Raw genomic sequence first — 13,900 nt, forward strand, 5'->3', positions numbered from 1 at the left:
GATCAGGCCATGGCCCGACACCTCGCGGGCCGGGTCGCCTGCATGACGCGGCGCGGACCGTCCGCGACGCGTCGCTCCCGCTTCCCCATGCCCCATGACCTACGTCGTCACTGAAGCCTGTATCCGGTGCAAGTACACCGATTGCGTCGAGGTCTGCCCGATGCAGTGTTTCCTCGATGCCGGAAACATGCTGGTCATCGATCCCTCGGACTGCATCGAATGCGCCATGTGCGTGCCCGAATGCCCGGTGGACGCCATCGTGCATCTCGACGAGATCTCGGCCCGGCAGCGCCCGTTCGTGGCGGTGAATGCCGCGCTGGCGCGAGCGCCCGCCTCACGTCCCATCCATTCCCGTCAGCCACCGCCCGGCGACCATGCCCACTGGGCAACGATCAAGCAGAAGCGCCATCTGCTGCGGCTTGAACCGCCCTTGGACGCCGAGGTCTGACGACGCGAACGCGCGCAGAAGTTGCAGCCGCTGGAGAACAAAACACCAATCTGATAAATATGACAGCGCATCAAAGGTCACGCCTGATGCTGTCCGTTCCGTCGATCAGTCCCTTGGATGCGTTGGATCACCCTGCGAAAACAGTGTGAGCGCGCGGTGCCACAATGTGTCCCCGCTTCAATCCGTGCAGTTTTGATCACTTCATTTCTGATTGATCAATGCGACATTGATTGATAAATATGAAACACCTACATTCGCCTCATCCGGAGGTGGCAATGAAGAAGGTGCTCATCGTGGACGACCATGCCGACATTCGGCGGCTCGTCCGGTTGACGTTGGAGTTCGAGGAAGTCGAGGTGCGGGAAGCCGGCACAGGCCCAGAGGCCTTACAGATCCTGGACCACTGGCTGCCCGACGCCATGCTGATGGACATGATGATGCCGGGCATGGACGGCCTGACGCTGTGCCGCACCGTGCGCGCCAATCCGCTGACCGCCAACATCCCGGTGCTCTTCCTCACCGCACGCGGCCAGGCCAAGGACCGCGAAGCCGGTCTGCAGGCCGGCGCCAATGCCTACCTCGTCAAACCCTTCAGCCCGCTGCAACTGATCCAGGAACTGGACCGCGCCGGCGTGGGAGCCTCGGCATGACCGAGGTCGGGTCGCCGCCGGCGACCAATTCTTACGACGTGGATGCGATCGCGCAGATGGAGCGCATCGTGCTGGACCTGCGGGTGATGTACCGAGAGCGCAACGAGGCGCTGCGCGAGGTGACCCGCGCCCACCACGACGCCCTGCTGCGCCTCTCCCGCGCCGCCGAATACCGCGATGACGACACCGGCGTGCACATCGTGCGCATCGGCTGCCTCTCCGAAGCGCTGGCGCTTCGGCTGGGTGAAGGCCCGACCTTTGCCCGCATGCTGCGCAGCGCCGCACCGATGCATGACGTCGGCAAGATCGGCATTCCGGACCATGTGCTGAAAAAGCCCGGGCCGCTCACGCCCGAAGAACGCGTGGTGATGAACCGCCACCCCGAAATCGGCGCGGAAATCCTGGGCCGCTCCCGCATTCCGCTCTTCCAACTGGCGGCCGAGGTCGCCTTGTGCCATCACGAGCGATGGGACGGATCCGGCTATCCGCGCGGACTGTCCGGCGAGGCGATTCCGATGTCGGCCCGCGTCGTCGCCGTGGTCGACTTCATCGATGCCCTGACCATGAACCGCTGCTACCGGCCGGCCTTTGCGGCGCAGGAAGCCCTGTCCATGTTGACCGCCCAGCGCGGCCTGGCCTTCGATCCCCGCATCGTCGACACGTTCGTGGCCCATGCGGACGAACTCTTCGCGCTGCGGGACCGGATCGACGCCGAACCGCCCGACTACGACGAACTGGTGGCCTCCGGCTGAATGCGGCCATCGACTGACACCGACTCCCGTTGCCGCCCCAGGCCGCCCCCACTGCCCCAACGACGACGTCACGAGCGAGAACCGCCATGAACACCGAACCCACCCTCCGACTGCCTCGCGCCGCTGATCGCCTCCGCCAGTGGGCCACGCTGGCGCTGATGGGTGCGGCGATCGGTCTCCATGCCCTGCCGTCGGCGCATGCGGCCCGCGACGCCACAACGGCCAAGGCACCGTCGCCCACGGCCGCCTCGCCCACGCTGGCCCGGATCAAACGCAGCGGTGAGCTCCGCGTCTGCATCTGGCCCGACTACTACGGCATCACCTTCCGCAATCCGCGCAACGGCCAGCTCGGCGGCATCGACATCGACCTGTCCGCCGCCTTGGCCAAGGACCTCGGCGCCCAGCTGCACTATGTCGAATCCTCCTTCGGCACACTGGCGGACGACCTGACCGGCAGCCGCTGCGACATTGCCATGTTCGCCGTCGGCATCACGCCGCAGCGCCGAGAACGCCTGGCCTTCAGCGCTCCCTATCTGCAGAGCGACATCTATGCGGTCACCACCCGCGCCAACCGGGTCGTCAAGCGCTGGGAGGACATCGATCGGCCGGGCGTGGTCGTTGCCGTGCAGGCCGGCACCTTCATGGAACCGGTGATGGCGGACCGCCTGAAGCAGGCCACCCTGCAGGTAGTGCGCCCGCCCGCCACGAGGGAAGCGGAGCTCGAGGCCGGCCGCGTGGACGTCTTCATGACCGACTATCCCTACAGCCGTCGCCTGCTCGACAACGCCGACTGGATGCGCCTGGTGAGCCCGCCCGCACCGTTCCACGTGCTGCCCTATGGGTATGCGGTGCGGCCCGGCGACGCCGCCTGGCTGGCGCGCGTGAACGAGTTCGTGGCCGCCATCCAGCGCGACGGCCGGCTGGAGGCGGCTGCCAGCCGCCACGGGCTCTCCGCCATCGTGGTGCATTGACCCCATGCCGCTGAGCCAGCTCATGTCCAACCGACTGGCGCGCTCGGCCGTGCTGGCCGGCGTGTTGCTGGCCTTGGCCGCCCTGGTCGGCGTGTTGCTGGTGGCCTGGCAGAGCCGGCGGGCAGCCCTCGAATCCGGTGCCGAGCGCACTCGCCTCCTGGCCCGGGTGCTGGAAGATCAGGCCACCCGAACGGTGGATTCCGCCTCTCTGGCGCTGAGCACCGTGGCCGAAACCCTGCAGGCGCAACGCGGCGACGACCCCGGCCGGCTGGCCGCCACGCTCAGTCAGACCGCGGCCGCCCAGCCCTACCTGCGCACGGTCGCGCTGCTGGACGACCAGGGCCGGGTGCTGGCCAGCTCCACGGCGCGCGACGTCGGACGCCAGATCGCGTTCGATCGCTGGGGCCCGGTGCCGCCGATGGGCACGCCAACCCTGATGCTGCTGCAACCGGGACGCGGTCTGTCGGATGGCGCTGCCATCCCTCAGGCCGCCCAGATCCGAGACATCGCCTTCCTCCCCTTGGTGCTGCGATTGAATGTCGGATCGCGACCGTTGATGCTGGTCGCGCTGATCAATCCGGACGCCTTCGCCAACTACCAGCAAAGCACCATCGAGGGCCACGGCCAGGCGGCGCTGTTCAGCTATGCGGGCCAACTGCTGACGGCCACGTCGGGCCTGTCGCTGGCGCCCGGCAGTTGGCACCGCGAGCACCACCTGTTCCGCAACGCCCTGCCCGCCCAGGACCACGGCGACTGGCGCGGCATCGGCTTCACCCCCGGGCCGCAGTTGGTGGCTTACCGCGTCTCGCGCAGTCGGCCGCTGGTCGTGGTCGTCGAGCAATCGGAGCGCGAGGCGCTCGCCGGCTGGCGCGACGGTCTGTGGTGGGATCTGCTGGCTGCCGTGGTGCTGGAAACACTGATCATCAGCGCGACCCTGGTCACGCTGCGCAGCCTGCATGCCCGGGCCCGCGCGCGCCGCAAGCTGGATGAGGCCCACCACCGCATCGCCGCCAGCGAACGTGAAATGGCGGTGGTGCTGCGCAGCGTCCAGGAACTGATCTTCCGCACCGATGCACAAGGCCGACTGAGCTTCGTCAATGCGCGATGGGCCCTGGTCACCACCGCCGCACCGGAGCAGGTCATGGGCCGCACCGTGGCCGAGCTCACCGCCGAGCCCGACCGCGAACGCGTGGCCGCGCTGTTTGCGCCGGGCGAGCGATCCGGCATCCGATCCACTGAAGCCACCTTCCTAACCCCGAATGCCGAGCCGCGCCGCTTCGCGGTGGCGGTCGTCCCGCTCTCGTCCGGCGATCAGGTGACCGGCTATGCGGGGTCCGCCGTGGACGTGACCGAGCGATTCGCCGCCGAGTCCCGGCTGCAGCATCAGCTCGACCTGGTCGCCCTGCTGCTGGAGCTCAGCCCGCAGCCCACCTCGATGGTGGACCGCGAGGGCCGTTATGTCCGCGTCAACCGCGCCTGGGAGCAATTCACCGGGCGCTCACGCCATGACGTCATCGGCCACCAGGTCCAGCCGCCCATGCCGGAAGCGGACGACGCGCCCGAGAGCTCGGACTGGGTGCCGCTGGCCGAGGTCCGCGGCCGCAGCCTGCTGCGCTACGAAACCCAGTTGCGCGACCGCGACCGGGACTGCCGGGATGTGGTGGTCAGCAAGGTCGTCGTCCCGGACGAGCACCGCCAGCCCGCGGGCGTGCTGTTCACCCTGACCGATGTCTCCGAGTTCCGCCGCGCCGAGCGCGCCATCCTGGAGGCCAAGGAAGCCGCGGAAGAAGCGTCCCGGGTGAAGTCTGAATTCATCGCCAACATCAGCCATGAACTGCGCACCCCGCTGCAGTCCATCATCGGTTATTCGGAGCTGGGCATGTCGCGGGGGCAGGCGGTCGCGCCGAAGCTGCATTCGATGTTCGAGGCCATCCACGGCTCCGGCCAGCGCATGCTGACCCTGGTCAACGACCTGCTGGATGTGGCGAAGTTTGAAAGCGCCGTCGGCACCTTCGACATGGAACGCTGCGACCTGAGGGCCCAGGTCACCAGCGTCGTGCGGGAACTGGATCCGCTGCTGCAGGCGCGCGGCCTGCGGGTCGACCTGGATCAGTCGATTGTTCCGCTGATCGTGCGCCTGGACCCGCTGCGTTTCCAGCAGGTGGTGCGCAATGTGCTGGCCAATGCGATCCGGTTCTCTCCCGCGGGCAGCCTCATCGATCTCCGGACCGAGGCCACGCCGCAAGGCGAGGCCCATGTGGCGGTGCTCGATCGCGGCCCCGGCATTCCCGAGCCGGAGCTGGAAACCATCTTCGAGGCCTTCGTGCAGTCCAGCGCCACCAAGGACGGCTCCGGCGGCACGGGGCTGGGCCTGGCCATCAGCCGCAAGATCATGACCATGCTCGATGGCCGCATCCATGCCGGGAACCGACCCGGCGGCGGTGCGGTGTTCCATCTTCACCTGCCGCTGCGGCCCGCCGCCGACAGCGGCTTCGGCCTGCTCTGACCCGTCGCCCTCATGAGCACCCGCCGCCTCGCCACAATTTCAGCAGGCAGCGGCAATTTCGCAAGTTCGGGCCGGCCGCGCCGGCACCGCATGCGCACAGGTGCTGCAGCTCAGGTAGGCTGCATTCACGTCCTCGCGGTCTGTGAGTTTCAGGGAGTCTGTCCATGACCTCCGTCGATCCCTCCGTCGATCCCCGGGTCGATCCCGCCGTCGATCCTCCGGTCGTTCTGTTCGTCGATGACGAGCCTTCCATCCTGAGTTCGCTGAGACGCCTGGTGCGGCCGCAAGGCTATCGGGTGCTGGTGGCCTCCGGGGGCGCCGCCGGCCTGGAGATCCTGACGCAGGAACCGGTGGACGTGGTGGTGTCGGACATGCGCATGCCGGAAATGGACGGCGTGGCCTTCCTGGAGCAGGTGCGCGAGCGATGGCCCTTGATCGGCCGCATCCTGCTCACCGGCTATGCGGACATCCAGTCCACGGTGGATGCCGTCAATCGCGGCCAGATCCAGCGCCACATCGCCAAGCCCTGGGACGATCGCGACCTGCTGATGGCGATCCAGGATGCGCTGTCGCGCCGGCAACTCGAACTCGAAAATCGCGCGCTGATGAGCCTGACCAAGGCCCAGAACGCCGAGCTGCAGACCCTCAACAACGAGCTCTCCCGCCGTGTCCAGGCGCGCACCCAGGAGCTGGAGCAGGTCAACGGCATGCTGGAGAAGTCCTTCCACCAGCTCAAGGACAACTTCCTGCTCTCGATCCAGGTCTTCTCCGGGCTGCTGGAACTGCGCGACGGCGGATTGGCTGGCTATTCGCGACAGGTGGCCGATCTGGCGCGGCGCACCGCCCGGCGCATGGGCCTGGGACCGAGGGTGGAGGAAGACCTCCACATCGCCGGCCTGCTGCATGAGATTGGCAAGATCGGATTCCCGGATGCGATGCTGCACAAGCCGCTGTCGACGATGACGGCCGATGAACAGGCGCAATACCGCCGCCACACCCTGCACGGCGAAGCCGCGCTGCTGCCGCTGGCGCAGTTGCAGCAGGTGGCCCGGCTGGTGCGCAGCCAGCATGAGCGCATCGACGGCAAGGGCTTCCCGGACGGCCTCAACGGCGAGGCCCTCTCCCCCGCCGCACAGATCCTGGGGGCGGTGAGCGACTTCTACGCGGCGCAGACCGGCCGGCTCTCGGAGCAGCGCTACACCGCCGCCCAGGCCCTGTCGCTGGTGCGCGGCGGCGCGGGCGCTCGGTACGAGGCCGCCGTGGTCGAAGCACTCGCTCAGGCGCTGACCGACGAACCCCTGGACGTGCCGCAGGACCGCGCCATCAGCCCCCATGACATCGAGCCGGGCATGGTCCTGGCGCGCGATCTGCTCACCCCGAAGGGCACGCTGCTGCTGGCGGCCGGGCATGTTTTCGATGCGCGGCTGGTGCGGCAGATCCGCGAATTCGCCGGACGGGAGGGACTGCGGCTCTCGCTCTTCATCAAACGCACGCCGACACCCCCGCCGGCACAGCCACCCGCCGAGCGGGCCGCCGCCGCGGCAAGCGGGCCGACATCGACATCGACACCGACACCGACACCGACACCGACACCGCAAGGAGCCTCGCATGGCTGAGCGCATCCTGATCGTCGACGACGAACCCGGCATCCTGCATGCGTTGCAGCGGCTGCTGCACCACGGCCTGACCTCGGCCGACGGTCACCGCTATCTGGTGGATGAATGCAGCGATGGCGCGCAGGCGCTGGAGATGGCGCATCGCCGGGTCTATGCCCTGGCGATCTCCGACTACCGGATGCCGGTGATGAGCGGCGTGGACTTTCTCACCCAGCTGCGCACGCTGCAGCCGGAATGCGGTCGCATCATCGTCTCGGGTTATGCCGACCTGAATGCCCTGGTGCGCGCGGTCAACGACGCCGCCATTGCCCGCTTCATCTCCAAGCCCTGGGCCGACTATGAGCTGCTCAGCGCTGTGCGCGAGGTGCTGCATGTGCGGGGGCTGACCCGCGAGAACCTGCGGCTGGCCGATCTGGTGCGGCAACAGCAGGGCTTGATCAGCGTGCAGGACGCCGAACTGCGGCGACTGGAACAGCTCGAACCCGGCATCACCCAGGTCACCTGGGCCGATGATGGCTCGTTCATCCTGGAAGACCCGGGCGAGGTGAAGCTATGAACGACCGCGCAGATCCCTCCACCACCGCGCTCGTGCCGGTCCCCCCGGCGCGGGACGCCATGGCGCTGAACTCGCCAGTAGGCAGTGCCTCGATGGCGTTGGAAGCCGCATGGGAAGCGGTGAGTGCGGCCTTGCTGGTTCATTCGTCCGAGGCCACCGTGTATGCCAATGCGGCCATGCAGCGGCTGCTGGGCTACAGCGCCGCCGACCTGGCCGCGATGCCGTTCGACGGCTGGGCCGCGCCCACGCACCGGGAGGCGCTGCGCCGCTACGGTCTGGACGCACTGCAACAGGAGGGGCCGCCGCCGGCCATCGCGATCGAGGCGCTGACCGCCAGCGGGTCGGTGCGATCGATCGAGCTCACCGCCCGCCCCTTGACCGTCAACGGCCTGCGCCTGAATGTGCTGACGTTGCAGGACCTCAGCGACATGCAGCATGTGCAGACCATGCTGTTGGATGTCGGCCGCGTGCTGCATCAGATCATCGAGAACAACCCGGTGCCGAGCTTCGTGCTGGATGCCGACCACCGCGTCACCCATTGGAATGCCGCCTGCGTGCAGCTCACCGGGCATGAGGGCTTCGACATGATGGGCACCCGCGATGCCTGGAAGGCGTTCTACGCCCATCAACGACCGACGCTGGCCGACCTCATCATCGACGGCTCGGTCGAGGTCGAGGGCGACGGCCTGTACGCCGGGCGCTGCCGGCGCTCCAAGACGGTGGACGATGCCTATGAGGTCGAAGCCTTCTTCCCCATCATGCATGACGGTGGTCGCTGGCTGTTCTTCACTGCGGCCCCGCTGAAGGACGCCCAGGGGGCGGTCATCGGCGCGATCGAGACGCTACAGGACGTCACCCATCGGCGCCGCGACGAGGAAGAGCTGCGCCGGCATCGGGCCGAGCTGGAAGAGCTCATCGGCGAGCGCACTGCCGAGCTGCTGCTGACCCATCACGAGCTGGACGCGTTCCTGGAGAACGCCTCGGTCGGCATCATCGCCACTCAGAACCAGAGCATCACCCGAGGCAATCGCAAGTTCTCCGATCTGTTTGAACTGGACGACCTGCCCGCCAGCGGCATGCCCACGCGGCGCTTCTTTGCCAGCGACGAGGACTTCCAGGCGCTGCTTGATGTCACCTATCCGGTGCTGTCGCGGGGCGAATCGCTGCTGCATGAGATGGAGATGATCACCGCGCATGGGCGGCGACTCTGGGTGCAGTTGATCGCCTATGTGGCTGATCCGCAGTCCGAGTCGGCGCAGACCTGGTGGCTGCTGCAGGACCGCACCGAGGTCCGCCGGGTGCAGAAGGAACTGGAGGACAACTATGCGCGCATCAAGCTGACCAACACCCGGCTTGAGGAAGCGCAGAACCAGCTGCTGCAGGCGGAGAAGATGGCGTCCATCGGCCAGCTCGCCGCCGGTGTGGCGCACGAGATCAACAATCCGATCGGCTTTGTCAGCTCCAACCTGGTCACGCTGCGCACCTATGTGGAGCCGATGTTCGGCCTGCTGGATCTCATGGTCCACGAGCCGCCCACGGCCCTGTCCCCTCCGGTGTCGCAGGCGCTGAAGGCCTTGGACAAGCGGATCGACCTGGCCTTCGTGAAAGAGGACCTGCCGCAGTTGCTCGACGAAAGCGCCGATGGCCTGGACCGGGTCAAGAAGATCGTGCAGGACCTGAAGGACTTCTCACGGGTGGACCATGCCGAGTGGCAGGATGCCGACCTCAATGCGGGGCTGGAATCCACGCTCAACGTGGTCATGAACGAGGTCAAGTACAAGGCCGATGTCCGCAAGGAATTCGGCGTGCTGCCGCCGGTGCGGTGCATTGCGGCGCAGCTCAATCAGGTGTTCATGAACCTGATCGTCAATGCGGCCCATGCGATTCCGGACCGCGGCGAAATCCGACTTCGCACGCGGGCCGATGGCGATTGGGTCTGCATCGAGGTGGAGGACACCGGCATCGGCATGCCGGACGAGGTCAAGCGGCGCATCTTCGAGCCCTTCTTCACCACCAAGCCGGTGGGCAAAGGCACCGGGCTGGGCCTGTCGCTGTCCTACTCCATCATCCAAAAGCATGCGGGCCGGATCGAGGTGGACAGCGTGCCGGGGCGCGGCACCACGTTCCGGGTACGGATTCCGATTCGCCCACCCGCGGCGGCAGTGGATGACGAGCATGGCCTGGAGGTGATGGATCGGGCGCATGGTTCGCGGCATTGAGCCCACGGATCACCAAACCATCGACTAAGGCAGCGGTGGCTTTGCTGGGGGCAGCGGCAACGGTCGCACCCGCTTCACCTCGGCCCTCACCGCGCGCAACAAGGCCTGGAGCGCCTCATCGCCCCCGGACGCCACCACCCGCACGACATGGGTGCGACCGTCCTGTTCGACCGTCAGGGTGTCGGTGGTTTGATCTGCGGCCCCTTTGGCCAGTCGGCCGACCGTGGCGGGCAGCTCGAAGAAACGCGCTGCCAGCACCAGGCGATGCCACTCGGCCTGCACCGACGCCTCGAACGCGTCGACATCGATCTCGATCGGCCTTTGCAGGCCCGGCAGATAGGCCAACCCACCGCTGGTCTGGAATCGAATCCGCATGACGGGTCTCGTTTTTCGTCGATCGTTTTTCGTCGATTGTTTCTCGTCGATCGTTTCTTGTCGCTTTGTTCTTGTCGCTCGGAGGGCGTTTCGCGTGGGAGGGACGCCGTGTGGCGGATGTCCCACGCCCTGCGCCAGCCCTACACCTTGATCCCGACCGCCGCCCAGCCGTCCACCACCGCCTGGCGCTGCGGGCTCGCGGCCCCGTACAGGCGTCGCGCCACATCGACCGTCACCGACGCAAAGCGCTTGAAGCCGGTGTTGGGTTTGACCCGGGCATCCCGCAGCGCCTCGTACCAGATGCGCCCAGCCTGCTCCCAGGCAAAGCCGCCGATCTTCACCGCCGCCTGATAGAACGCATGGTTCGGAATACCGGAATTGATGTGCACGCCGCCGTTGTCCTCGAAGGTGTTCACGAACTGGTCCATGTGCTTGGGCTGCGGATCCTTGCCCAGCACCGGATCATCAAATGCGGAGCCGGGATCCTTCATCGATCGCAGCGCCACACCCTTGACCTTCGCCGTGAGCAGCCCGGCGCCGATCAGCCAGTCGGCCGCATCGGCCTTCTGCTGGAGCTTGTACTGCTTGATCAGCGAGCCGAAGACATCGGACATCGATTCATTCAGCGCGCCCGCCTGGTTGAAGTACTGCAGCTTGGCTTCGTCCTCGGTGACGCCATGGGCCAGCTCATGACCGATCACGTCCAGCGACACGGTGAAGCGGTTGAACAGATCACCGTCCCCATCGCCAAACACCATCTGCACCGAATTCCAGAACGCGTTGTTGTAATCCACGCCGAAATGCACCGTCGCCTCCAGTGGCAGGCCGGCGTCGTCAATCGAGTTGCGGTCGTAGGCCTCGGCAAAGAACTCGAAGGTGGCGCCCAGGCCGTCGTAGGCCTCGTCCACCGCCACATCACCCGATGGTGGCTGCCCCTCGGCCCGCATCAGCGTGCCCGGCAGGGTCTCGGTCTGCTTGGCGCTGTAGATGCTGCGGCGCTGGGTGGGCGGCACTGGCGCGGCCAATGCCGACAGATGCGGCTGCACATTGCTCGCAGCCTGCCCCGCCAGCCGCAGCGACCGCAAGGTGCCGTCCAGCCCCTTGGTCCGGAGCGCCATGTCCCGCTGCTGCGGGGTGCCGTTCTGGGCAATCTTGTCCAGCAAGTAAGGCGGAAGGATGCAAAAGATGGAATGGCGATGAGCGGAATGTTTCGGATGTCGGCAACGCATGAACAACTCCAATGAACAAGGATCAGAGACAGTCGAACAGATCGGAATGGCGGGAACTGGCAGCAGTGTTGCGCTGTGGCAGGCCCCCACCATCCTGCCAGCTTCTGACGGCGCCCCGTGCAAGCCGCCCGCCGGCCGGCGCGCACCGCGGCGGTGCCTCGCCGCCAGCTTTTCACGATCCCTTCAAACAGGGACACCGAATCCCCCATCTCGGCGTTGGGTCACCCGGTTGTGCGATTGATGTCCACCTCGATCCAGGTCTAGTATTGATCGCTCCGGCCTGGTCGATTTCGCTGCCGCCCCTGCGCAAGGAACGACCTGGCCGCCGCCGCAACTCAGCCATCCGGCAGTCAGGAGCAGCACAATGATTGAAGTGATCGGCGCCATCCTCGTCGGGGCCTTTGCCCTCACCTTCGTGGTCCTGTGCGTAGGACCCATGATGCTCAAGTCCGAAGACAAATGAGCCCCGGGTGAGCGAGGCGGCCTGCGGGCCGCCTCGCTCACCGCACCGGGCACATGGCTTGCCTCCCAGGCAGGTCATGAAATTCACCGTCCTGACCGTCAACCTCCACAAGGGCTTCGGCTTCTTCAACCGCCGCTTCATCCTGCATGAATTGCGGGAGGCCGTGCGGGCAGTGTCGGCCGACGTGGTCTTCCTGCAGGAAGTCCTCGGCGAGCATGACCTCCATGCCGCCCGTGTACCGACCTGGCCACAGACCCCGCATTACGAATTCCTGGCCGACAGCCTCTGGAGCGACTTCGCCTACGGCCGCAATGCGGTCTATCCGCAGGGCCATCACGGCAATGCGCTGTTGTCGAAGTTCGCCATCGTCCATCACACCAACCATGATGTGTCGATCGCCGGCCCCGAGCGCCGCGGTCTGCTGCACAGCGTGCTCAAGCTCGCAGACGGTCGTGAGCTGCATGCCATCTGCGTGCACCTGGGCCTGCGCGAATCCCATCGCCAGCGGCAGGTCGAGCGCCTGTGCCTGCTGATCAACAGCCTGCCGCCGGATGCACCGGTGATCGTCGCGGGCGACTTCAACGACTGGCGCCAGCGCGCCCACCGCATGCTGAGCCGCTGCGCCGGGCTGGCCGAGGTGTTCGTGAAGTCCACCGGTGCGGCCGCCCGCACCTTCCCGGCCCGTTGGCCCTTGCTGCCGCTGGACCGCATCTATGTGCGGGGCGCCTCGGTCCAGCATCCCATCGTGCTGCCGCGCAAGCCGTGGTCGCACCTGTCCGACCATGCGCCGCTGGCGGCGGAGATCAGCCTGTGAAACTGCCCGACTGGACCGAAGGCAACCGCCTCGAGCTGCTGGAAAACGGCGAGGAGTATTTCCCCGCCGTGTTCTCCGCCATCGAAGCCGCCGAACGCGAAATCCTGGTGGAGACCTTCATCCTGTTCGAGGACAAGGTCGGCCTGGCGCTCCATGCGGTGCTGGTCGCAGCCGCCCGGCGCGGGGTGCGGGTGGACATGACGGTCGACGGCTTCGGCTCGCCCGAGCTGTCGGAATCGTTCGTGCGCGGCCTCACCGAGGCCGGCGTGCGGCTGCATGTGTTCGATCCACCGCCTCGACTGTCCCGCCGGCTCAAACCGTTTCGGCGGCTGCACCGCAAGATCGTGGTGGTCGATGGCCGGGTGGGCTTCATCGGCGGCATCAATTTCTCGGCGGATCACCTGATCGATTTCGGCCCCGAGGCCAAGCAGGACTATGCGGTGCGGGTGGAGGGCCCCGTGGTGGCCCAGTTGCGCCGCATCACCCGCGAGATCCTGGCCCCCGCCATGGCGCGCCGCCGCTGGTGGCCGCAGCGCCATGCCGGCGCCGATGCCAATGATCCCGCCGCCCTGCCGCCCCGCGCCGGCGAGGCCAAGGCGCTGGTGGTGATCCGGGACAACCATCGCCATCGGGATGACATCGAACGCATCTACCGCCTGGCCCTGCATTCGGCCCGGCACGAAGTGATCATCGCCAACGCGTATTTCTTTCCCGGCTTCCGATTGCTGCGGAGCATGCAGCTGGCGGCCAAGCGCGGTGTGGCGGTGCATCTGATCCTGCAAGGGCAACCCGACATCGCCTGGGCCCGTTGGGCGGCGCACATGGTCTATGACCGGCTGATGAGCGCTGGCGTGCACATCCACGAATACTGTGAGCGACCGATGCACGGCAAGGTGGCGCTGGTGGACCGCGAATGGGCCACGGTGGGCAGCAGCAACCTGGACCCGCTCAGCCTGTCGCTGAACCTGGAATCCAATCTGGTCATCCAGGACCGCGACTTCAACGTCGCCCTGCGTGACAAGCTGCTGCCGCTGATGCGCGACAGCTGTGTCAAGCTGGAAATGGCCCAGACCGCCTCGCGACGCTGGTGGTGGCGATTGGGCGTGAGCACCCTGGTCTTCCATGTGATGCGGCACTTTCCGCGCTGGCTGGCACGGCTGCCGCGACAGCCCCAACCGGTGGTTCCCGCCGAGCAGACACCGGTGGTCGTGACCGTCGCCAAGTCGGCGGCCACGGAGGCTTGGCAATGGGATCCCGGCATGAAGCAACTGAGCAAGGACGCGGCGGATTGACGCGCTCGC

12 protein-coding genes are annotated in these 13,900 nt (G+C 66.9%); 10 read left to right on the forward strand and 2 right to left on the reverse strand.

Annotated elements, in window-relative coordinates:
- The first annotated feature begins 94 nt into the window (after positions 1-94).
- From N4261_RS15775 to N4261_RS15810, 8 genes are all read left to right on the forward strand, one after another.
- Positions 95-448 (forward strand): 4Fe-4S dicluster domain-containing protein, encoded by a 354-nt coding sequence (locus tag N4261_RS15775; protein WP_261756240.1) that lies wholly within the window; start codon positions 95-97, stop codon positions 446-448.
- Positions 449-723: 275 nt separating this feature from the next.
- Complete coding sequence (locus N4261_RS15780; protein WP_261756241.1) at positions 724-1,098, forward strand: response regulator transcription factor; 375 nt, start codon at positions 724-726, stop codon at positions 1,096-1,098.
- The gene (locus tag N4261_RS15785; protein ID WP_261756242.1) at positions 1,095-1,850 is read left to right on the forward strand and encodes an HD-GYP domain-containing protein; all 756 of its coding nucleotides are present in this window, start codon (positions 1,095-1,097) and stop codon (positions 1,848-1,850) included. Before N4261_RS15780 ends, N4261_RS15785 begins: the two co-directional genes overlap by 4 nt.
- Before the next feature lie 86 nt (positions 1,851-1,936).
- The gene (locus N4261_RS15790; RefSeq protein WP_261756243.1) at positions 1,937-2,821 is read left to right on the forward strand and encodes an ABC transporter substrate-binding protein; all 885 of its coding nucleotides are present in this window, start codon (positions 1,937-1,939) and stop codon (positions 2,819-2,821) included.
- A gap of 22 nt (positions 2,822-2,843) precedes the next feature.
- Positions 2,844-5,327, forward strand: coding sequence for an ATP-binding protein (locus N4261_RS15795; protein ID WP_261756244.1), 2,484 nt, complete (start codon positions 2,844-2,846; stop codon positions 5,325-5,327).
- 164 nt (positions 5,328-5,491) lie between these two features.
- Entirely contained in the window at positions 5,492-6,943 is a 1,452-nt protein-coding gene (nosR, locus tag N4261_RS15800) for a response regulator c-di-GMP phosphodiesterase, NosR family (protein ID WP_261756245.1), read from the forward strand.
- Positions 6,936-7,499, forward strand: coding sequence for a response regulator (locus N4261_RS15805; protein ID WP_261756246.1), 564 nt, complete (start codon positions 6,936-6,938; stop codon positions 7,497-7,499). Before nosR ends, N4261_RS15805 begins: the two co-directional genes overlap by 8 nt.
- A complete protein-coding gene (locus N4261_RS15810; RefSeq protein WP_261756247.1) occupies positions 7,496-9,718 on the forward strand; it encodes an ATP-binding protein in 2,223 nt (740 codons plus the stop codon). The genes N4261_RS15805 and N4261_RS15810 overlap by 4 nt, the downstream gene beginning before the upstream one ends.
- Before the next feature lie 24 nt (positions 9,719-9,742).
- Here the strand turns inward: N4261_RS15810 and N4261_RS15815 are convergent, their stop codons facing one another.
- Positions 9,743-10,093: a protealysin inhibitor emfourin gene (locus N4261_RS15815; RefSeq protein WP_261756248.1), complete on the reverse strand. Its 351-nt coding sequence runs from the start codon at positions 10,091-10,093 to the stop codon at positions 9,743-9,745.
- Positions 10,094-10,233: 140 nt separating this feature from the next.
- On the reverse strand, positions 10,234-11,322 hold the full coding sequence (locus N4261_RS15820) for a M4 family metallopeptidase (protein ID WP_261756249.1): 1,089 nt from the start codon (positions 11,320-11,322) through the stop codon (positions 10,234-10,236).
- Between the two features lie 539 nt (positions 11,323-11,861).
- Here N4261_RS15820 and N4261_RS15825 point away from each other — a divergent pair.
- Both N4261_RS15825 and clsB read left to right on the forward strand, forming a co-directional pair.
- Complete coding sequence (locus tag N4261_RS15825; protein WP_261756250.1) at positions 11,862-12,599, forward strand: endonuclease/exonuclease/phosphatase family protein; 738 nt, start codon at positions 11,862-11,864, stop codon at positions 12,597-12,599.
- The gene (clsB, locus tag N4261_RS15830) at positions 12,596-13,891 is read left to right on the forward strand and encodes a cardiolipin synthase ClsB (RefSeq protein ID WP_261756251.1); all 1,296 of its coding nucleotides are present in this window, start codon (positions 12,596-12,598) and stop codon (positions 13,889-13,891) included. Before N4261_RS15825 ends, clsB begins: the two co-directional genes overlap by 4 nt.
- Positions 13,892-13,900: the final 9 nt, after the last annotated feature.

The sequence above is a fragment of the Roseateles amylovorans genome (assembly GCF_025398155.2).
Lineage (GTDB): Bacteria > Pseudomonadota > Gammaproteobacteria > Burkholderiales > Burkholderiaceae_C > Roseateles > Roseateles amylovorans.